At 54.2% G+C, this 20846-nt stretch carries 17 protein-coding genes; 10 read left to right on the plus strand and 7 right to left on the minus strand.

The window, feature by feature from the left end; all coding sequences use genetic code 11:
- Positions 1-1369: 1369 nt before the first annotated feature.
- Positions 1370-1942 (minus strand): hypothetical protein, encoded by a 573-nt coding sequence (locus tag H8E27_04450; protein ID MBC8324856.1) that lies wholly within the window; start codon positions 1940-1942, stop codon positions 1370-1372.
- A gap of 54 nt (positions 1943-1996) precedes the next feature.
- Here H8E27_04450 and H8E27_04455 point away from each other — a divergent pair, with 54 nt between their 5' ends.
- Positions 1997-3133, plus strand: a complete 1137-nt coding sequence (locus H8E27_04455; GenBank protein MBC8324857.1) for an HRDC domain-containing protein — start codon at positions 1997-1999, stop codon at positions 3131-3133.
- Here H8E27_04455 and H8E27_04460 read toward each other — a convergent pair.
- The 6 genes from H8E27_04460 to nadC are packed head-to-tail and all read right to left on the minus strand — an operon-like array spanning position 3130 to position 8878.
- Entirely contained in the window at positions 3130-4308 is a 1179-nt protein-coding gene (locus tag H8E27_04460; GenBank protein ID MBC8324858.1) for a class I SAM-dependent rRNA methyltransferase, read from the minus strand. The two genes, H8E27_04455 and H8E27_04460, sit on opposite strands and share 4 nt — an antisense overlap.
- Before the next feature lie 15 nt (positions 4309-4323).
- Positions 4324-5484: a mannose-1-phosphate guanylyltransferase gene (locus H8E27_04465; protein ID MBC8324859.1), complete on the minus strand. Its 1161-nt coding sequence runs from the start codon at positions 5482-5484 to the stop codon at positions 4324-4326.
- A gap of 1 nt (position 5485) precedes the next feature.
- Positions 5486-6286, minus strand: a complete 801-nt coding sequence (locus tag H8E27_04470; GenBank protein MBC8324860.1) for a tryptophan synthase subunit alpha — start codon at positions 6284-6286, stop codon at positions 5486-5488.
- Positions 6287-6301: 15 nt separating this feature from the next.
- Positions 6302-7045, minus strand: coding sequence for a type III pantothenate kinase (locus H8E27_04475; GenBank protein ID MBC8324861.1), 744 nt, complete (start codon positions 7043-7045; stop codon positions 6302-6304).
- A gap of 4 nt (positions 7046-7049) precedes the next feature.
- Positions 7050-8027, minus strand: a complete 978-nt coding sequence (locus H8E27_04480) for a biotin--[acetyl-CoA-carboxylase] ligase (protein MBC8324862.1) — start codon at positions 8025-8027, stop codon at positions 7050-7052.
- On the minus strand, positions 8024-8878 hold the full coding sequence (gene nadC, locus H8E27_04485; GenBank protein MBC8324863.1) for a carboxylating nicotinate-nucleotide diphosphorylase: 855 nt from the start codon (positions 8876-8878) through the stop codon (positions 8024-8026). The genes H8E27_04480 and nadC overlap by 4 nt, the downstream gene beginning before the upstream one ends.
- 110 nt (positions 8879-8988) lie before the next feature.
- On the opposite strand from nadC, the gene msrP reads away from it, so the two are divergent.
- From msrP to H8E27_04530, 9 genes are all read left to right on the plus strand, one after another.
- Positions 8989-9948: a protein-methionine-sulfoxide reductase catalytic subunit MsrP gene (msrP, locus tag H8E27_04490; GenBank protein MBC8324864.1), complete on the plus strand. Its 960-nt coding sequence runs from the start codon at positions 8989-8991 to the stop codon at positions 9946-9948.
- A gap of 3 nt (positions 9949-9951) precedes the next feature.
- A complete protein-coding gene (locus H8E27_04495; GenBank protein MBC8324865.1) occupies positions 9952-11379 on the plus strand; it encodes an NAD(P)H-hydrate dehydratase in 1428 nt (475 codons plus the stop codon).
- Positions 11369-12682, plus strand: coding sequence for a hypothetical protein (locus H8E27_04500; protein MBC8324866.1), 1314 nt, complete (start codon positions 11369-11371; stop codon positions 12680-12682). The genes H8E27_04495 and H8E27_04500 overlap by 11 nt, the downstream gene beginning before the upstream one ends.
- Positions 12683-12686: 4 nt before the next feature.
- The gene (locus H8E27_04505; GenBank protein MBC8324867.1) at positions 12687-13280 is read left to right on the plus strand and encodes a nucleoside monophosphate kinase; all 594 of its coding nucleotides are present in this window, start codon (positions 12687-12689) and stop codon (positions 13278-13280) included.
- Positions 13277-14227: a methionyl-tRNA formyltransferase gene (locus H8E27_04510; protein MBC8324868.1), complete on the plus strand. Its 951-nt coding sequence runs from the start codon at positions 13277-13279 to the stop codon at positions 14225-14227. The genes H8E27_04505 and H8E27_04510 overlap by 4 nt, the downstream gene beginning before the upstream one ends.
- Before the next feature lie 79 nt (positions 14228-14306).
- A complete protein-coding gene (locus tag H8E27_04515; protein ID MBC8324869.1) occupies positions 14307-14942 on the plus strand; it encodes a TetR/AcrR family transcriptional regulator in 636 nt (211 codons plus the stop codon).
- 65 nt (positions 14943-15007) lie between these two features.
- The gene (locus tag H8E27_04520; GenBank protein ID MBC8324870.1) at positions 15008-16366 is read left to right on the plus strand and encodes an efflux transporter outer membrane subunit; all 1359 of its coding nucleotides are present in this window, start codon (positions 15008-15010) and stop codon (positions 16364-16366) included.
- Positions 16363-17622, plus strand: a complete 1260-nt coding sequence (locus H8E27_04525; protein MBC8324871.1) for an efflux RND transporter periplasmic adaptor subunit — start codon at positions 16363-16365, stop codon at positions 17620-17622. Before H8E27_04520 ends, H8E27_04525 begins: the two co-directional genes overlap by 4 nt.
- Complete coding sequence (locus H8E27_04530) at positions 17615-20794, plus strand: efflux RND transporter permease subunit (protein ID MBC8324872.1); 3180 nt, start codon at positions 17615-17617, stop codon at positions 20792-20794. The genes H8E27_04525 and H8E27_04530 overlap by 8 nt, the downstream gene beginning before the upstream one ends.
- The last annotated feature ends 52 nt before the right edge of the window (positions 20795-20846 follow it).

Consider the following 20846-nt stretch of genomic DNA (forward strand, 5'->3'; position numbering starts at 1 on the left):
GAAGAAATGGGCGGAGGCTTTGGTGAAGAGCTCGGTGGCGGCGAAGAAATGGGCGAGGGCAACGAGAGTGGCCCGGGGGGTGGGTTCAACTTCTAGAGTTGAATACAAATGATTGTTTTGAGAACCCCGTTGTGATTCATGATGCGGGGTTTCTAGTTCGAATTAATAAGGGCAGCTAATCCACCATTAAAAGTGACACGTAGTACCGACTGCATTTTTTCGTCCTTAGAAAGAATCTTCATTTCGGTATAAACCCAAACATTTCCATCGATGCGGTTGGGTTTTCCGAAATACGTTTGGATTTCCTGTGCCTTTTTCCCTTCAAACTGGAATTTCACATCATCAATGCGAAGCTCGCGGGTGCGTCCCGGAGGAATAATCATTGATTCAACTATTTGGCCGTTTTCGTTATAGCGAAATTTTTTGGAGATCATCCCGTTTTCATATTCCACCTGCATTTTGGGTTTGCCATTCGGAAACAAACTAGTGTGCACCTTGATCCGTTGGCCCAAATGCCATTCGCCTTGCCAGAGAAGTTTCCCATCAGGATACCAGCCTTGGCCGCCCCCATGCATCTGACCATTCTTGTATTGAGAAACACTCATCCGATGACCGGTTGCATACCATTCGGATACTAATCCATCCGCCTGCCCATTGTTGAAACGTAATTCCATTTTTTTCATTCCATTTGGATGCCAGGTAATCGAGCTGCCGTGTTGCACGCCATCCTGATAGGTGGTGATCGAGTTGGTTTGGCCGGTTGGATACCACTTTACCTCAGGGCCTGAGGGTTTGCCGTTGTTATGGTTTTGGTAGGTGGCGCGTACGCCATTTTTCCACCAGCTCTGAACTGGGCCGGCAGGCAGTCCGTTTGTGTATGATCCTTGAAAAGCCTGCTTGGCGTTGTCATGCCAACCCAGCGCCTCGCCTCCGGCGTTTCCGTTTATGAATTGAGTGTGGGATTTTTTTGCGCCGTTCACGTGCCATTCCATTCGTGCGCCGTGCTGTTGCCCTTCAACATGTTCTGTCCGGAGGCTTCGGGTGCCATTGGGGTGCCACCGCATTTCAACGCCATGCTTCAATCCCTCTACGTACTGACATTCGTATTTTTTCTTACCTCCTTTGTCCGCGCTCCACGAATCCACCAGAGTTCCAGTAAACGGCATCGTCTTTCCTTTGGTGAATAGCACTCCTTTATTGGAAACCACTTGGTCGACCGATGTGGGCCCGGAGCCTTCGGAAGGGATCACTCCCGATGATCCAGCAACCGGATTTTGGTTAGGGGAATCATCGCCACATCCGGAAAGAAAAACAGCTAATCCGGCGGTCAAGAGCCATGGGGCAGAGTGATGCATGGATCGGGGAAAAATTATTTGCTCGTCGAAGGGTTTTTGCCGGGCTGACGAATCGGTTGTCGGGTGCGGGGCTGGGGAACCTTCATCGGTTCCCCTTGATTGGACCAGGCGAGCACGCCGGTTTTCTGGCCCTGATACCAGGTGTATTCGAATTTTTTTGCGCCGGTATCCCAGAACCACGTTTCTTTGCCGTGCTTCTTTCCGTGGTCGTATTCAATCACAAACAATGGTTTCTCGCTCTTATACCAACCTTTAGCCGCGCCGTTCTTCTTGTTGTTCGAGTAATTTACGGCGTATTTCTTTTTACCACTTTCGTACCAGGAAACCATGGGTCCTTCTAACTTGCCGTTTTTAAATGTGCGGGCTGTCATTTTTTTGCCGCTTTGATAATACCAAATCGCCGTGCCGTGTGCTTGTTTTGCGATATAGTGATGAGTGCCTACAACCCGGATGTCTCTGCCATTGAACTCAGTGGGATCGGTCGATTTGCTCTCCGCAGGCTTTTCGTCTTTGGCCGCCGGCGTGTCCGAGCAGGCCGGTAAGTACATCAAAACGGTCAGAACCGATGGTAAATAGAGTTTCCTCATCGGCAAAAGGTATAGGCAACCCATTGCATCCGCAAGCTTCGTTGGTTCACAATTGTGAGTAAGCTATCCCCGCGTCTGAAGCCCGAAGCTCGACGCGGGGAGGGCAATGGGCTTAACTCGCGCCGCGTGATTCATCGGAACGATCAATTGCAGGAACTGTTGCCCGCCCTGCGTGAGGCTGAGTGGTTGGCTATGGATACCGAAGCCGATAGTTTGCATGCGTACCCCGAGAAATTATGTCTCATTCAAGTGAGCGTCCCCGGCCGGGATGACCTGATTGACCCACTTGCCCAAATTGATCTTAACCCGCTTTGGGATGCCTTCAATCAACATGAGCTTTTAATGCATGGTGCCGATTATGATATTCGTCTTTTCAAGCGCGGTTATGATTATACACCGAGAAAAATTTTCGATACCATGCTGGCGGCTCGGTTAACCGGACGCACCCAGTTTGGCTTGGTGCACTTGGTTAAAGAAATCGTCGGGATCGAGTTGGAAAAATCATCGCAGAAAGCCAACTGGGCGCGTAGGCCTTTAACTCCAAAAATGGAGGAGTACGCCCGCAATGATACGCGCCATCTCAAAATTGTTGTGGATGCTTTGCGGGAAGATCTGTGCAAATCCGGCCGTGAACAATGGCATCAACAGGAATGTGAACGCCAAATCCGCGATAATGCGGTGAACCCATCACCTGATCCCGATCAGGTTTGGCGAATCAAGGGTACCGCTCGAATGCAATCGCGGGCTTTGGCGGTGTTGAGGGAACTCTGGCAATGGCGTGAAGGCGAAGCGCGCAAGCGGAATCGGCCGCCATTCTTTGTGCTCTCACCCGACACGATGAGAGATGTGTCCGAACTGGCAGCGCAGGGCAAAGCGTTTACAAATAATCTTCCGCGCCGCATGCCCGATCATCGCAAACTTGAAATCAAGCGCCTGATTACCCGCGCGCAAGAGTTGCCCGATGAAGCATTGCCGATGGTTCATAAATCTCCGCCGCGTAAACACATTTCACCTGCACAGAAAAAGCGTTTTGAAGAATTGCAGGGGCGGCGAGATCGCGAGGCGGGCGAGCTCAGTATTGATCCCACATTGATCGCCAGTCGCGCCACGCTTGTGCGTCTTTCGTGCGAGGCGGATGGCATTTTCGATGAAGTTCTTCCGTGGCAGCGGGCTCTCCTCGGGGTTAGCTAGGGCAGCACTTCCAGTAAAAATCCTTTTAGATATTCCGTTTCGCGTATCGCCGGAATAATCGGGTGATCGGGTGATTGACGATATGTTTCCTTTAGCCGTAGTACCCGCCGAGCGTCGGCGGCCGCGCTCAGGATGGTGTCTAAAAATAAATCGTCATCTACGTGGTGCGAGCAGCAAAACGTCGCCAACATCCCGCCCGGCGATAATAACCGCAGCGCACGCAAGTGAATTTCTTTATAACCGCGCAACGCATCCGGCACAGAAGCACGATTGCGGGTAAACGAAGGGGGATCCAGAATCACCACATCAAATTCGCGGGGTTCTTTGCCTGAATTCCGTTTCAACCAATCAAAGACATTTGCCGTTTCAAAACTCGCCTCCAGATGATTCGCGGTCGCATTTGTGCGCGCCTGAGCTACGGCTTCCTCAGATTGGTCGAGCCCGAGCACTTCGCTTGCGCCGGCCTTCGCCGCGTGTAGAGCGAATCCTCCTTGAAACGTAAAGCAATCGAGAACGCGCTTGCCCTCGCAGTGCGCTGCGACACTTGTGTGGTTGAGTTGCTGGTCGAGATACCCACCTGTCTTGTGCCCTTCCAGCAAATCCATCGCAATCGTGAGTCCGCCCAGTTGCGTTTCCACCGGTTTCGCTAATTCACCGTGAAGGACGCCTTTGCTTTGGGTTAAGCCTTCGAATTCGCGCGCTCGCACGTCGTTGCGTTCCACAATGCAATCCGGCTTCACAAAATCTTTTAACGCCGCAAGAATTAACGGGCGATGCTGTTCCATCCCCGCCGCTGTGATTTGCAAAACCAAGTTGCTCTCATAACGGTCCACAATCAAGCCACTCAATCCGTCGGCTTCGGAACTGATCAGTCGAAGCGACGTGGCATTGGGCATTACCCGTTTCCGATAGGTAATGGCTGCCTGAATTTTTTGTCGCCAAAATACCGCATCCGGTTCATTGCGATGATGAGTCATTAATCGTACAGCAATCTTTGAGGTGTTATGCCAGAAGCCGCGCCCGAGGAAGCGTTGCCGCTGATCCACCACCTCCACCCACGCACCGTCGGGGGGCGGCGTTTCGAGGGGTTGAAGTGAGCGCCGGTAAATCCAGGGGTGGCCTGATCGCACGCGATTGGCATCTCCGGCGCGAAGTTGCAGGATGGGATATTTCAATTTGTAGACAGGTTTTTAAACCAAATGTTTGTGGGCTTTGCTTTCGGCCAGTTGGTTAACGAGCTCGCGGACTTTTTGCGCGTCACGTTTGTGAGCCACGAGTGTGGCATCGGTGGTTTGAATGATCACGCAATCGCGCAGGCCGACGATTGCGATGGGGGTGCGTTGTTTTACCGGGCGCGTGTCAAAAACCACATTCCGCGCGGCATCCACGTGGATGAAATCTGCATTTGCACAATTTCCTTCTGCGTCGGATTTGAGGTGCCGGGCTAAGGCGGGTAATGCGCCGAGGTCGTCCCAGTCAAAATCTCCATTCGCCACGATCACGTTTTGGGCATGCTCCATAACGCCGAAATCAATGGAAACTTTTTTTAAGTCCGGATAATCCTTTTTCAGTGCACGCTTCAATTTGACGGGTGAGCTTGCGATGTGAAACCATTTTTCGCAAACGGCGTGTAATGGTTTTTGGTGTTTGAGCAGGCTCTCAATAATTGTCGGAAAAGAAAAAACGAACATGCCCGCGTTCCAGCGATATTCGCCGCTATTAACCAGTTGCACTGCTTTATCGAAATGCGGTTTCTCCACAAATCGTTCAGCGCGATGGAAGGCGGTTTTATATGGCTTGCGGCCGGAGATGGGGGGAAGTCGATCGCCTGTGTGGATGTAGCCGTAACCCGTCTCGGGGCTGGTGGGTTTGATGCCGATGGTGATGATGGCCTGGCCGCGACTGGCGAGATCAAAGCTGTCTTCAAGAATGCGTTGAAATTTTTTGCTGCCCTTTGCGGAGATCACATGATCAGAGGGCAACACCGCCATGACGCCGGTTGTACTGCGCGCGCCCACCAGTGCGGCGGCCAGGGTGATAGCGGGGCAAGTATCGCGACCACAGGGTTCAGCGATGACGTTGTCCTTCGGGATACGTGGTAGTTGTTTGCGGATTGCGGCGGCTTGTGATTCGTTGGTGATAATGAAAATATTTTTGACCGGCACCAAGGATTTTACTCGTTCAAAGGTATCTTGCAGGAAGGATTTTTTTCCGAGTAAGGCCAGTAACTGTTTGGGTGTGGCTTCCCGGCTGAGCGGCCAAAATCGCTCGCCTTTGCCGCCGGCAAGAATAACCACAAACCGATCTTTCAGGGCGAGCGTGGTTTTTTTTGTTTTATGTTTGGCGGACATGTCAGTATTTTTTGATCGCATCCACGAGCGTTTTCACAAAAGCACCGACTCGTTTGGGCATATCAGTCTTCGTGCCGTGCTCGGCGATTTGATTTACAATCGCGCTTCCGACCACGATGGCATCACTGCACGCCGCCACTTCCCGGGCCTGGTCGGGGTTGGAGATTCCAAATCCAACGGCGATGGGCAGTTCGGTGTGTTGGCGGATGACGTCGGTCATTTGTTCCAGATTAGCGGCCACACTTGATTGCATTCCGGTAACGCCTTCGCGCGAAATGTAATAAATAAATCCGCTGCCGCGCGCGGTGATGGTGGCCACGCGATCTTCGGGGGTGGTGGGGGCGACGAGCCAAATACTGCAAATATCAGCTTCGCGCATGAGGGCTTCGTATTGGTCAGCCTCTTCGGGAGGGAGATCCAGCGCGAGGATTCCGTCCACGCCTGCTTCGGCAGCGGCGGTGATAAATTCAGCCAACCCGCGCCGGTGGATGAGGTTGTAGTATATATAGAGGACGATTGGAATTTGTGAGTGCTTACGGATGGCGGCGATGGTTTCGAGCAACTTAGCGGGCGTGGTGCCGCTGGCGAGGCCGCGCTGGGCGGCGAGTTGGTTGACAAGGCCATCGGCGAGCGGATCGCTAAAGGGGACGCCCAGTTCAAGAATGTCAACGCCCGCGGCATCGAGAGCCACGGCGAGTTTTTCCGTGGCGTCAAGATTGGGGTCACCTGCGCCAATATAGGCAACGAAGCCTTTTTGGCCTGTCGTTCGCAGTTCGGCAAAACGCTGATTGATTCGATTCATCCGTGCGGTAGTCTATCAACTCGCGTGGACGGAAGCGAGCCGAAGCCCTTCCAGTGTGAGGAGGGGGCGCACTGCGTTAATCTCCGGACACTGTCGCGCGATAATTTTTGAAGCGCCGCCGGTGGCGATTACGGGGAGTTTGCGAACTTTTAATTCGCGCCGCAACTCGTCAATCAGTCCGCTGATGAGCCCGCGATACCCGTGGACTGCGCCAATGCGCATGGCTTGTTCGGTGGATTTACCGATGGCGGTGTTTGAATCGCGGATTTTAATTCGCGGCAGCAGTGCGGTTTTTTCGTGCAAATAATCGGTCATGGCCGAAAGCCCCGGAGCGATGATGCCGCCGATGTATCGGCCTTGCGCATCGACGATATCAAACGTTACCGCGGTGCCAAAATCAATAATGACCACGGGCGCTCCAAAGTATCCGATCCCCGCACGCGCGTTGGCCAGGCGATCGGGGCCGATGGTCGACGGTTTTGGATAAAAGGTTTCAAGCCCACAATTGCGATGGGTGATGACCTCTGTTTTCAATCCCAATTCACGCAATACTTTTCGTGCCGTGCGCGTGGCGGCGGGCACAACACTACACAAGGTGGCGGTCGATACAGCGTTTTTTATAATGAATTGTTGCAGCCATTTTTTCGCACGAATCCCCTGCCAATCTTTCGTTGGGAAAATATCGTGCGGCGCAATGCGTTTGCCGCGCGCAATTCCGGCGTGGGTGTGGGTGTTGCCAATGTCAAGCAGCAGAATCATTGTGTTATTCAGTAAGTGTAACTTCGCCGCCGATGATGCGCTCAATGCGACCGTGTTCGGTGCGAATTAATAATGCGCCGTTTTCATCCAGTGCCTCGGCGCGTCCGCGCACGTGGCGGGTGCCCATATTGATGGTGGCCAACTTTCCGAGAGTGCTGCAGTGGCTGGCCCATTCCTCCGCGACAGCGGTGAAGTCGCCGGCGAGGATGCGCGCGTATTCGCGGTCCAGCTCACGTAGCACCATTTCGGCAAGATCCGCGCGTGAAATTGGTTTTCCGGTGGCTAGTTTGAGTGAAGTGGCAATGTCTCTCAAATCAGTTGGGAATTCGCTGGCGGTTTGGTTGACGTCAATGCCGATGCCGAGGATGACCGAGCGCACGTGCTCAAGTTCGGCGCTCATTTCGGTGAGGATGCCGGCGACTTTTTTGCCGTTGATCAAGAGGTCGTTGGGCCATTTGATTTCCGGTGTGATTCCAGTAATGGATTGGATGGCCCGCACGAGTGCGTTGGCTGATGCTGCGGTGAGTTGGGTGCATTCACTCGGGGCAAGGCTCGGGCGAAGAAGGATTGAAAACCATAAGCCGCGCCCGGTGGGCGAGGACCATCGTCGGCCCATTCGGCCGCGCCCGGCGGACTGGCTTTCAGCAAAAATCACAAGTCCTTCCGGATGATTTTCCAGCGCGGCTTGACTAACCTCGTCATTAGTGGAGGTGGTTTGAGCCAGTACGTGAATGGCGTTGCCGACGACTTGTCCTTTCTCTTGGCGTGATTGGAGATCCACCGCCAGGAGTGCGCTCGGGGCGGAGACAAGTTGATATCCACGATGCGGGCTGGCGATGATTTCGAAGCCGCCTTCGCGCAGAGTTTCAATGTGCGACCACACTGCGGCGCGGGTGACGCCGAGTTGCCGGCATAGATCCGTGCCGGCTACTCCCTCGGGATGGGCGCGTAGGGCGGCGAGTAGTTGCGCGGCCGATGTCATTGAGTTGGGGTAAAATCCATGGCGATATCGACCGCTACAGCGGAATGCGTGAGCGCGCCTACGGAGATGTAATTGACGCCGGTTTCAGCAACGGCGCGGATGGTGTCGACCGTGATGCCGCCGCTGGCTTCAATTTGGCTGCGGCCATCGATGAGGGCCACGGCTTCGCGCAGCATTTCTGGCGGCATGTTGTCGAGCAGGATTATATCCGCGCCGGCCTTGGCGGCAGCGTCGGCCTGATCGAGAGTGTCGGCTTCGACCTCCACTTTTAATTCCGGCGCGGCCTCATGCGCGCGCGCCACGGCTCCAGCCACCGGCTCGGGGCCGGGGAGGGCGGCGAGGTGGTTGTCTTTGATCATGATGAGGTCATCAAGCCCGCGCCGGTGATTTCGTGCGCCGCCGCATTGTACCGCGTATTTTTCAAATGCGCGCCAGCCCGGCGTGGTTTTGCGTGTGTCGAGAATCAGCACGCCCGTACCGCGCACTGCCTCCACATAACGCGCCGCTTGCGTGGCGATGCCAGAGAGGCGCTGGAGGTAATTTAGTGCAGTTCGCTCGGCGGTGAGGAGTGCCCGACACGGGGCGGTAATTTCGAGGATTGTTTCACCAAGGATAAGGTCATTGCCATCCTCGACGGGAGCGTTAAAAATTGCATCGCCCGAAAGTTGGGTGAACGCTGCTTTCGCAAGCGCAAGGCCACATAGGGTTAGGGGCTCGCGTGCCACGATAATTGCGCGCCCCATGGCGTTGGCCGGCAGCAATGTGTTGGTCGTCACATCGCCCGCACCAACATCCTCGATAAGAGCGCGTTCCACGTGTTGTTGGATCAGTTGTTCGTCGAGTGCGGCCACGGGCTATTCTTGAAGTGTACCACGCGTTGTGGCAAACCGTTTTCCTGTTTCATATGAAATTAAGACGAAAAAAGGTGTCATTTTTGCGTCATCTGTGGCAGATTAATTTCATGGCGAACGTCATAATTCGACCCGAATGGCATCTACCGGAATCTGCGGTGACTCCAGAATCAACCTATCGTAACCGTCGGCAATTTATTAAGTCACTTGGCTTGGGCGCGGGCTTGGGGGGGGGCTTACTGGCTCACGACGCCGTGGCGGCAGCAGGGGCAGCGACGGCGGCTCAAAACGCCAAACTCTATCCCGGTAAACGCAACGCCAAATACAATCCCAATTTCCGGCCTACCCAGCAAAAGTGGGCCACGGGCTATAATAATTTTTATGAGTTTTCTACCAACAAATTTCAAGTGCAAGGATTGGTGGGGAATTTCCGCATCGAACCGTGGCCGGTGACGGTTGGCGGGTTGTGCAAAAAACCATTCAAGATGGACGCGCAGGATTTGGTGGCTAAGTTTGGCGTTGAAGAGCGGGTGTATCGGTTTCGTTGCGTGGAAGGGTGGGGGATGATTTTGCCGTGGTCAGGATTTTCACTGCGGCGATTGATTGAACTGGCCGAGCCAACCAATGAAGCCAAGTTTGTGAAATTCACCACCGCGATGGTTCCCAAGCAAATGCCTGGCATCGCGAGGTTGCCGCAATATCCGTGGCCATACACCGAAGGGTTACGGATCGCCGAGGCGATGCACGACCTTACGTTTGTGGCCACGGGAATGTACGGTAAACCTTTACCCAAACAAAATGGCGCGCCGATCCGTCTGGTTGTGCCGTGGAAATACGGTTACAAAAGCATCAAGAGCATTGTTAAAATTGAGTTTGTGGCAAAGCAGCCCAAAACATTATGGAACACTCTCTCGGCGGTGGAGTATCCGTTTGAATCAAATGTGGACCCCGCAAAGCCGCACCCGCGCTGGAGTCAGGCCAGTGAGGAAATGAAGGGGATGAACGGCTTGCGCGTGCGCACCCTGAAGTACAATGGATACGGTGCAGTAGCCGGATTGTATCAGCGTTAATTTATGCCTTTGCCGGTCATTTCCGTGGCGCAAATGCGCGAGTGGGAAGAACGCACCTGGGCGGCGGGAGTTTCGGCGGAAGCAGTGATGAAGCAAGCCGGTGGCGCTGTGGCGGGCTGGGCTGCAAACTTTGCGGATTTTTTTGATCCTTCAATTCTTTTTCTGATTGGCAAAGGCAATAACGGTGGGGATGCAAGGATTGCCGCTGAAATTCTCATGGCGCGAGAGTTTAACGGGCGCATTCAAGTGCTCGAAGTGAGTGATGGCACTGAGGTGTTACCGGATTTATCCGATGTGGCACTGGTGGTGGATGGCTTGTTCGGGATCGGGCTCAATCGGGAGTTGTCCGTCGATTGGTGTGAGTTTATCAACAAACTCAATGCGGTTACTCACGGACTTCGAATACCCGTGTTGTCGGTAGACGTTCCGTCCGGGCTGGATGCGGATAGCGGCCAACCCCGTGGTGCGTCGGTGCGGGCAGATTACACGTTGACCTTTGGCGCCCCCAAGTGCGGTTTGATTTCGGACTGTGCTGCGGAATTTGTGGGGCACTTGGAAGTGGCTGCGGAAATCGGGTTTGTCGATGCGCCGCCCTTGGGTGAACTGCGTTGGGTTGGTGCGGATGATTCCAAACGGTTTGCTCCCAAGCGGCTGGCCAACTCGCACAAAGGCACGTTCGGGCATGTGGGGATCATCGCCGGCTCCATGGGGTACCATGGCGCGGCCGTGTTGGCAGCACGGGCGGCGGAAAGTTCAGGCGTGGGTTTAGTGAGTGTGTTTACGCCGGCGTATGCACCGGTGGCCGCCCAATTGCAATCGGCGATGGTGCATCCGTGGGATGCGAATGTGGTTCATACTTTAAGTGCTTGCACAGCAGTGGTTATCGGGCCCGGCTTGGCAGGGCCGGATGTGCCGGAAAGTTTACGCCAAGTAACGGTAAATCTTTGGAGGGAATCGGAGAACCCAATTGTTGTGGATGCCAGCGCGCTGGAATGGATTGCCAATGAGCCAATCCCGGAAAATGCGGTGCGCGTGGTGACCCCGCATCCAGGTGAAGTAGCGAGGTTTCTGGATACCACCGCTGGTATCGTTCAAACGGATCGAATGCAAGCCATGCGGAAAGTTTCAGCAATATGCGGCGGGGCGATCACTGTGCACAAGGGGCGGCACACGCTCGTCGGAGGCATTGAAGGCCCGGTGAGCATCAACAGTTCTGGAAATCCACACCTCGCTCAAGGCGGGAGCGGGGATGTGCTCGCAGGGCACTTGGGTGGCTGGTTGGCTCGCAAGGATTTGGAGTCCACACCGATGGAAATCGTCGTGCAAGCGGTGTGGCGGCACGGGGCGGCGGCGGACAATCTTTCGAGCCTCCGTCACGCTTGGGGTCTTGAGGCGTTGCTTTCGAATTTGGAAACCGATTTTGATTGCTGAAACCGGATTTCTAGTGCACGTTGAACGAAGAGTGAGGGGGTGGATTTCAATATTGGTGTGGCTACTGGTCGCAATGCCTGAAGCGCATTCTGCGTTTCTTGTGGAATTTCAGAACAAACGCGAATCGATTCAGGCGCACAGCATTCTCTCTGCAAACACGACAGGCGTCATTCTTCGGCCGGTCGGCGGCGGGTTCGGCAATGGCGTGCGTCATCGTTGGGATGAATTCTCTGCACGCACGTTGGGGGTGCTGATGAGCGAGTTATTGGAGGACCCCCTTTTCAATCAAAAATCCCGTGAAGTGAAATTCAAAATCATGGAATCGATCGAGGTGGCGCGAAGAGGGAAAGCTCCAGAAAAACCCGATCAACCGATCCGGCCACTCCGGCCACTCTTGCCACAACCCGTATCTCTGACCAATGCTCCATCCCCGCCCGCGGTAAATCCCGGAACGGGAATCCCAACACCGCAACCTGCCGTTGTCCCTACCAACAGTTTGCCGGCCTTGCCGAAACCCACCGTAGTTGCCCCGGTCAAGCCGATCACTCAGCCTGCGACAAATGTGGCAACTGCGCCGGCATCCGTCCTTCAACTGGCCGAACCTCCCGGGGTGGCGCCCTTTCCGGAACGTCGCCCACCCGCGAGCGGGTTGAGTTCAGAAACTATGGTTAACCCATCAGGAATTTTCCTCACACTACTGGTCATGGCACTGAGCGGATACGCCGGGTACGAAATCGCTCGATTCAAAAAACGTCCGGTGAAGCTGGTGTGTGCGTTAAGCGCGATGTTGCCTGTATTGGGCCCCGCAGTTTTTTTGGCATTACCACCTCAAAACAGTAGCGAGGCAACGCAGTTTGCGTCGCCCGGCGTCCCCGGTGCGCCAGACATGCCGGGAACCACGCCGCCCGCACCATTGCCCGCCGTGAAGGAGTTGAAATATGAGGATGACCCTGACTCGCCTTATGCAAATCTTACTGCTGGCGGCGTTGAGGAAACTCAATTTGTGGAAGAATCCGTTGCCGTACCGCCTGCGGTTGCGAAATCGCTCGAGCATTATCATGCTTCTGAATACGAATTCACCCCGGCATTTTTCAGCCAATACTTTGCTCAATTTGTGGGCGCGGCAGCCACGACCGGCGAGGCGCTCATTTTGCGTTCCAATTCAGATGAGTATCCCGTCCACTATATTTCATCCGTGGACGTCACCGGGCTGCAGATTATTTACGCGGCCAATGGCCAGTGGGTGCAGCAGTTTTTGACCTATGCCGATCTCACTGAAGTGGAGGTGTTGGGTCATGCCTGATTCAATGAAATACAACGCCGTCTTGCTGTTTGGCGCTCCCGGTTCCGGAAAGGGAACTCAAGGACGCATCCTTCGGCATCTTCCTGATTGTTACTACTTCGCCTGTGGGGATGCCTTTCGTAATTTGCGTCCAGATGACCCGCTTGGAAAAACTTTTTTGGAATACTCGAGTCGCGGCGAGTTGGTGCCTGACGAATTTACCATCACGCTTTGGCAGAAAAATATGGAGAGTGCCATCGTTAAGGGAGCCTTTCACCCCAAGCAGGATTTCCTGGTGCTCGACGGGATTCCGCGCAACCCGCATCAAGTTGAAATGATGAGCGAGCATGTCAATGTGATGGCCGTGCTGCATTTGGCCTGTCCGGATCAGGAGCAAATGATCCAACGAATTCAACGCCGTGCCTTACTCGAAAGCAGGCTCGACGATGCCAATCTCGACATCATTCGGCAACGATTCGAAACCTATAAAAAGGAAACCCAGCCTGTGCTTGATTGCTTTGATGCCAGCATTGTACACGAAATCGACTCCACCCAACCCCCTGTCAAAGTGCTCGGCGGTGTTGCCGAAGCGCTGGGGCAACTGGAGTTCTGTAATTGATGGCCCCCCGCGTGCTCTACATGGGCACTGCCGAGTTGGCTTGCCCACCGCTCGTGGCGCTTCATCAAAGTTCCGTTGCGGATGTCGTAGGCGTAGTCACCCAACCGGACCGCCCCAGCGGACGAAAGCTAGCGCTTCAACCCAGTGCTGTTAAACAATGTGCACTGAAATTAGGGGTACCCGTCATCCAGCCAAAATCGCTGCGTAACCCTGAGTCACTCAAACAACTCGCCACGTTTGAAGCAGATCTTTTTATCGTAACTGCCTACGGCCAAATCCTCTCGCAAGCCGCACTTGACCTGCCTCCGCGCGGCGCGCTGAATGTTCACGCTTCACTTCTTCCGCGTCATCGAGGTGCCGCACCAATTCAGTGGGCCATCCTCAAAGGCGACGCGACCACCGGCATCACCCTGATGCGTATGGATGCCGGGCTAGACACAGGAGACATAATCGCAAGCACGGCAACCCACATTGGAAGTGAAGACACTGCTCAAACGCTACACGATCGTTTATCCGAAATGGGAGCCAAACTATTAATCGAATCATTGCCCGGTTTTTTGGGCGGCACCTTAATTTCTGTTCCTCAAGATGACAGTGCATCCACCTATGCGCGGAAAATTTTGAAACAGGATGGCTTGATTGATTGGGCTCAACCCGCGATTACCATCCAAAACAAATTGCGCGCATTCACCCCGTGGCCAGGTTTATTCACGCAATTGCCAACTCAAAAAATGCGATCAGTCAAAATCCAGAAAGTAAGCGCTTCCACGGTAAGCGGCAATCCGGGCGAGGTGATTTCCGCCAATGAACAGGGCATTTGGGTCGGTTGCGGAGAGGGGTCACTGTCGCTGTTGCTGCTTCAAAGAGAAGGGGGGAGGCCGCTCAACGCGGTTGATTTCCTCAATGGATGCCCCCTTGAACCAGGAAGCCGTCTTGGGCAACCCTGAAAACAGTTCTTGAACTTGACAATTGAGGCGCAACGCCTAATTTGAGCACCTGATTCAAACGATTGTTTGAATCAGGTGCATGAAACTGAAGGATACAAAACGTGATATCTTAGATGCCGCTGAACTCTTATTCGCGGCGCGCGGCCCTCAAGCCACCTCGTTAAGGCAAATTATTGGCCGTGCCAAAGTGAATTTGGCGGCGGTCCATTACCATTTCGGGAGTAAGGAATCTTTGTTGCAAGCGGTCATGTCACGACGGCTCGTGCCGTTAAATGCTGAACGTCTCGCGTTATTGGAGGAACAAGAACGTGCTTACGGACGCCGCCCGGTTCCATTGCGTAAAGTGCTTGGGGCGTTGGTGGGGCCGGCGCTTCGGCTGAGCCGCAATCCCCAAAAAGGCGGCGCGGTGTTCATGCAATTATTGGGCCGCTGTTTTATGGAACCGGATGCAAAAATCCAGGCGATGTTGGATCGTCAGCTGGAGGAGGTGGCCGGTCGGTTTATTCCGGCGTTGCGACGGGCGTTGCCGAAATTACCGGAGGAAGATTTTTTTTGGCGGATTCATTTTCTGGTGGGCGCAATGGCGCACACGATGGCAGACGCTGAGCGATTGCGTTCATTTTCCGGTGGGCGCTGTGATCCGGATGACACGGAAGCTATGGTTGATCATCTGGTGATTTTTTTATCCGCCGGGTTCAAGGCGAAATCACGGTGAACACGCGTGCCATTATTTTTGTTGAGCTGATTCTCGTCAGTCTGCTGGGAGGTTGCGCCGTCAAAATGCCTGTGCGTTCAGGGTTCTCACTGGAACTCCCGGAACAATGGACGTCGGGTGCGGGTTCCACCAATGCGCTGACCGCCGACTGGTGGAAATCATTGGGCAATTTCGAATTAAACGGATTGGTTCAAGAAGCTCTGATCAATAATCCGAATTTACAGATTACAGCTGTTCGCCTTGAGCAGGCGCGTTTGCGGCAACGGATTGCGAGCGCGGATCGACGGCCTTCATTGAATGCCTCATTGGATTCAAATAAAAAACGCAGCAATTTCATCGGGTTACCGATTGGCGGGGCGTCTGTGTTAACCTCGCGATCAGAAAATTACGGATTTATGCTGTCCAGTAATTGGGAAATGGATGTGTGGGGTCGCATCGGTGCCGGGCAGTTGGCAGCGTCGATGGACACAGCCGCGGCGCGAGCGGAACTGCGGGCGGGGAAGCAATCACTGGCTGCCCAAACGGTGAAAGCGTGGATTGCATTGACGGAAGCGCGTGAGCAACTTGATTTGGCAGCGGCAAATGTGGAGATTCTCGAAACGAGCACGCGACAGGCTGATATACGCCTTGGGCTTGGAGTGGGGTCGGCGTTGGATTTGCGTTTGGCGGAGACAAACCTCTCGGCCACCCGTGCATTGGTTGAGCAATGGCGATCTTCACGGGCTCGGGCGCAGCGACAATTGGAAGTTTTGTTGGGGAGATATCCTGAAGGTGTGTTGGTCGGGGTGCCTGTTTTACCGGAATTACCACCGGCGATGCCCGCGGGCCTGCCATCCCAATTGCTCACACGTAGACCTGATATTTTGGGTGCGCATAGTCGGTTAATTGCTGCCGATGCTCGTACGGTGGTGGCGAATGCGGAGTTGTACCCAGTTTTTTCACTGACCGCTTCGGGCGGAACGTCCAGCGATGAGCTTGAGAATTTACTGAACAATCATATGCTCGTGTGGTCTCTTGGCGCAAATTTGACGCAACCGATTTTCAACTCTGGGCGGTTGCGCGCCAATGTGAAGTTGCGGCAGAGTTTGGCAAACGAGGCGGTGAGCCAATATCGTAGTACGATTCTTAATGCATTTGCTGAGGTTGAAACGGCATTAAATAATGAACGGTTATTGAGTGAGCGTGAGGCGATGTTGGCTGATGCGGCGGGCAAAGCCGCTCAGGCGTTTGAGCTGGCTGGAGACCGTTTCTCACGGGGATTGGAGCCGTTCGCGCGGGTGCTCGATGCGCAACGGCGGGTCAACGAATTGCGCGGTCAAAAGGTTGGGGTGCGTCGCTTGCTTTTGGAAAATCGAGTGAATCTTCACTTGGCATTGGGGGGTGGGTTTGATCTCCCGCAAGCAGAGGCGGAGGGGAGGCAATGATGCGACGAGTGTTACAAGTTGCCTTGCCGGTTTTCGTGCTCGGAATCGGCCTATATGGTTCTTGGTGGTTGACGACTCATCGCAAGACGGTTACTGCGAAGTCATCGGAACGGTTTAAGCCGAGAGTGGAATCGCTGTCCGTGAAGCGGGTGACATTCCGGCCGGAAATCCATTCGCAAGGCACGGCGATGCCGCGCCGCGAAATCGGACTGTCACCGGTAGTAAGCGGTCGGGTGGTTTGGGTTTCGCCGCAACTGGTGGTGGGAGGTTTATTTGATCAGGGCACCGAATTGGTGCGGATTGATCGTGGTGATTACGAATTAGCGTTACGCCAAGCGACTGCGGATATTCAAACGGCGCAGGCAGGGATGACGAACGCTCTGGCAAAAGTGGCCAGTGGTGTGGCACAGGTCGCCCAAGCGCAGGCTTTGATTACCCGTGAAGAAGCTGAGGCTGCCGCCGCGCGTGCGGAATGGAAATTGCTGGGCCGCAAAGGTGAGCCGGCGGCACTATTGGTGCGTGAGCCGCAGTTGCGCGAAGCTCGAGCGACAAAAGCCTCGGCGGAAGCATTGACGGGAGCTTCACGCGCGCAATTCGAATCAGGGAAGGCGGTATTGGCAGCAGCGGAGGCAGTGCGGGATCAAGCGCTGGTCAACCTCAAACGATGTCAATTGTTTGCGCCATTTAAAGGGCGTGTTCAATCTCAATCCATCGGCTTGGGCCAACTCGTTTCGCGGGGCAGTGTGCTGGCGAAAATCCAGCCGGTGGCTGTAGCTGAAGTACGTTTGCCATTGCCGATTGGGGAATTCAAATATTTGGATTTGAACGAGGCGATGCGGGGCGGGATCGTGGATGGGCCGGAGGTGGAACTTAGCTCGGGCGGGGAAATCTGGGGCGGGAAAATTGTGCGTGCGGAAGGTGAAGTGGACACCCGCACTCGAATGATAACGGTTGTGGCAAGCGTGCCCGGTCCGTATGCGTCGGGGAAGCCGCCATTGAGTTTCGGAAGGTTTGTGAGGGCGCGGATTGATGGGCGCGCAATGGAGGGCGTGGTGGTGCTGCCACGGGCAGCGTTACGTGAAGGCTCAGGTGTTTATGTGTTGCGCAACGGCAAATTATTTTCTCAGCCGGTCACTCTTGCGTGGAGTGATCGTGCTCGGGTGGTGATTGATTCCGGCCTCAAGGAGGGGGAGCGGGTTTGTCTTTCGCCGTTGGATTCGTTTGTGGAGGGCATGGAGGTGCGGTCGGATGAATAATATTATTGAATGGTTTGCGCGCAATCGAGTGGCGGCAAATTTGCTCGCGGCGTTTTTTATAATAGCCGGGTTGCTGGCGATCCCAAAGATTAAACAGGAAGTGTTTCCGGAGTTTGATTCAAATTGGGTTTTAATCGAGGTGCCCTATCCCGGCGCGGCCCCGGAGGAAACCGAGGAGGGTATCTGTGCGCGCGTGGAACAGGCGGTGCAGGGATTGGAGGGCGTAAAGCAAATGGTATCTACCGCGGCCGAGGGGGCAGGGGTGGTAGCGATCGAATTACTGCCGCGCGCGGATGGCCAAAAGTTTCTGGATGAAGCGAAGGCCAAAGTGAATGCGATCGACACGTTTCCCAAAGAAGCAGAAAAGCCTGTCATCAGTGAAATTATCATCCGCAAACAGGTGATTAATATTGCTGTGAGTGGGGACGTTGGGGAAAAGGCGCTCAAACGTGCGAGCGAACGTGTGCGTGATGAATTGCTTGCTCAATCGGGGATTACTCAGGTGGAGCTGGTTAACGTGCGTCCATACGAAATTTCCATTGAGTTACGCGAAGATGAATTGCGACGGTTTAATCTGACCTTCGATGAAGTGGCGGCCGCGGTGCGTTCCAGTTCGCTCAATCTCCCGGCGGGTACGTTGAAGACCTCCGGTGGTGATATTCTGTTGCGAGCAAACGCTCAGGCTTACGAACAGATCGATTTTGAATCAGTGCCGCTCCGGACACATCCCGATGGGAGCCGCCTTACACTCGGCCAAGTGGCACGGGTGAAAGACGGTTTTGCAGAGGTCGATTCGCACGCACGTTTTGACGGGAAACCTTCGGCCTTGGTGCGTGTGTTTCGGGTGGGCGACCAAAGTGCGCTGGATATTTCACGATTCGTTAAGCAATACGTCGCCACCGCACAGCCTCATATGCCCGCAGGCATTTTTTTGGAAACGTGGCAGGACGATTCATCTTATCTGCGAAGTCGACTGGACCTTCTTTTGCGCAACGGACGGGCGGGACTGGTGTTAGTGTTTTTTATTTTGGCACTATTTCTCCGGTTTCGATTGGCAATGTGGGTGACCTTCGGGATCCCTGTTTCATTCCTCGGCACATTGTGGTTAATGCCGGCGATGGATGCATCGATCAGTTTAATCACGCTGTTTGCCTTTATTGTGGTGCTCGGTATTGTGGTGGATGACGCCATTGTGTTGGGCGAAAACATTTACACTCATCAGGAAAAATACGGACCGGGAATCAAAAGCACCATCAGCGGAGCGCTCGAGGTGGGGCGACCTGTAATCTTTGGAGTGCTCACCACAGTGGCAGCGTTTTACCCACTGCTTGCAATCGAGGGAAATACCGGAAAAATCTTGAGATATATTCCAATGATTGTGATGCCGACACTGTTGTTTTCATTGGTGGAATGTTTATTTATTTTGCCGGCTCACTTGCGGAATTTGCCCGATATAAAAAAAGAAAAAAAACCGGGTCCATGGGCAAGATTTCAATCCGCATTCGCCGGAGGTGTTGAGCGGTTCATATTGAAGGTGTACCAGCCCTTCCTGGAGACGTGTTTGCGCTGGCGATATCTCACTCTTTCAGTTGGGGTAAGCGCGCTATGCCTCACCCTTGCGGGTTATGCCGGCGGCCATTTCAAGTTCATTTTTTTTCCACCGGTAGAGGGTGATAACGTTGCCGCGTGGGTTAGTTTTGCCCGCGGAACGCCGGTGGAAGCCACCGAAAAGGCGGTGCAACAATTGGAAAATGCCGCGAAACAGTTGCAGCTAGAAATAACGGCCAGCGGCAATGATGACACCAATGCCATACTTCATTCGCTATCGAGTATCGGGCAGCAACCTTTCCGAATGGAAGCGGAAATGGCGGGGGGTAATTATGAGGCAAGTCATTTTGGCAGTCACAAAGGGGAGGTTCATTTGGAAGTGTCGCCTTCAGAAGAGCGCGGCATAACAAGTCAGGCGATGGCCGATCGCTGGCGGGAATTGGCTGGTGATTTTTCCGGGGCCACGGAAGTGGGTTTCAGTGCCAGTATTTTTTCTGCGGGAAAACCAATCAACATCAGATTGAGTGGCCCGGACCTCCCGGCGCTGAAGGCCGCTACGGAACAGTTGAAAGCCCGGCTCAGAAATTACCCCGGCGTGCAGGATGTCACGGATACGTTTCGAAGGGGTAAACGCGAATTAAAAATCAAGCTGAAACCCGAGGCTGAGCTGCTTGGGTTGCGTCAAGCCGATCTTGCGCATCAAGTTCGGCAGGCGTTTTACGGTGAGGAAGCCCAACGCGTGCAGCGCAATCGGGATGACGTGAAAGTGATGGTTCGGTATCCGCCCGATCGACGCCGATCGGTGCACGACCTCAGCGATTTACGTGTCCATACGCGGAGTGGATTTGAGGTCCCATTTTCAGAAGTGGGCGAGACTCAAGAAGACCGTGGGTATGCAAGTATTCGGCGAGTGGATGGCCGGCGCTCGGTAAATATTACTGCCGATGTGGATATCACCCAAATAGAGCCTAACAAACTGATCACCAGTTTGGAGGCAAATGATTTGCCAAAATTGGCCGCGGAATTCCCAGGCCTTCAACATAGTTTCCAAGGCGCGCGTCAGGAGCAAGAGCTCACACTTAACAGTATGTTCCGGTCATTTCTGGTTGCGATGGTGATGATTTACGCGCTACTGGCAATTCCGTTTGGGTCTTACATTCAGCCCTTTATCGTGATGATGGCAATCCCGTTTGGCCTAATTGGCGCGGTGTTGGGGCATTTGATTATGGGGATGGAGCTGACGGTGCTTTCGATGTTCGGCGTGGTGGCACTTACCGGTGTGGTGGTGAACGACAGTCTCGTGATGGTGGATTTTGTGAATCGCAATCGTCCGAAATACAAAGAAATCATCGACGCGGTTCGCGTGAGTGGTGTGGCGCGTTTTCGAGCAATTATGCTTACTTCACTTACCACCTTCGCAGGGCTGACGCCGCTGGTGTTTTTTGAGGAAAGTGTGCAGGCTCAGTTTCTCGTTCCGATGGCCGTGTCGATTGGCTTTGGTGTGATGTTTGCCACCCTGGTCACGTTGGTGCTCGTGCCTTCGTTTTACATGATCCTGGAAGACCTCCGCGCCAGTTGGCAGTGGCTTTACGGGACGCCCGCTGTCGAGCCCGAAAAAGGGTGAGCGGTTTTGCTTCCCCACGCGACATTTGCGCGTTAACGTCTCCGCCCGTCGC

This window comes from Limisphaerales bacterium, from assembly GCA_014382585.1.
GTDB lineage: Bacteria > Verrucomicrobiota > Verrucomicrobiia > Limisphaerales > UBA1100 > JACNJL01.

Excerpts from the sequence above, each read along its gene's own strand:
- H8E27_04530 (MBC8324872.1), top strand. The coding sequence starts at position 17,615 with ATGAATAATATTATTGAATGGTTTGCGCGCAATCGAGTGGCGGCAAAT.
- H8E27_04495 (MBC8324865.1), top strand. The coding sequence starts at position 9,952 with ATGCCTTTGCCGGTCATTTCCGTGGCGCAAATGCGCGAGTGGGAAGAA.
- msrP (MBC8324864.1), top strand. The coding sequence starts at position 8,989 with ATGGCGAACGTCATAATTCGACCCGAATGGCATCTACCGGAATCTGCG.
- H8E27_04520 (MBC8324870.1), top strand. The coding sequence starts at position 15,008 with ATGCCTGTGCGTTCAGGGTTCTCACTGGAACTCCCGGAACAATGGACG.
- H8E27_04470 (MBC8324860.1), bottom strand. The coding sequence starts at position 6,286 with ATGAATCGAATCAATCAGCGTTTTGCCGAACTGCGAACGACAGGCCAA.
- H8E27_04515 (MBC8324869.1), top strand. The coding sequence starts at position 14,307 with ATGAAACTGAAGGATACAAAACGTGATATCTTAGATGCCGCTGAACTC.
- H8E27_04480 (MBC8324862.1), bottom strand. The coding sequence starts at position 8,027 with ATGACATCGGCCGCGCAACTACTCGCCGCCCTACGCGCCCATCCCGAG.
- H8E27_04525 (MBC8324871.1), top strand. The coding sequence starts at position 16,363 with ATGATGCGACGAGTGTTACAAGTTGCCTTGCCGGTTTTCGTGCTCGGA.
- H8E27_04450 (MBC8324856.1), bottom strand. The coding sequence starts at position 1,942 with ATGAGGAAACTCTATTTACCATCGGTTCTGACCGTTTTGATGTACTTA.
- H8E27_04505 (MBC8324867.1), top strand. The coding sequence starts at position 12,687 with ATGAAATACAACGCCGTCTTGCTGTTTGGCGCTCCCGGTTCCGGAAAG.
- H8E27_04475 (MBC8324861.1), bottom strand. The coding sequence starts at position 7,045 with ATGATTCTGCTGCTTGACATTGGCAACACCCACACCCACGCCGGAATT.
- H8E27_04465 (MBC8324859.1), bottom strand. The coding sequence starts at position 5,484 with ATGTCCGCCAAACATAAAACAAAAAAAACCACGCTCGCCCTGAAAGAT.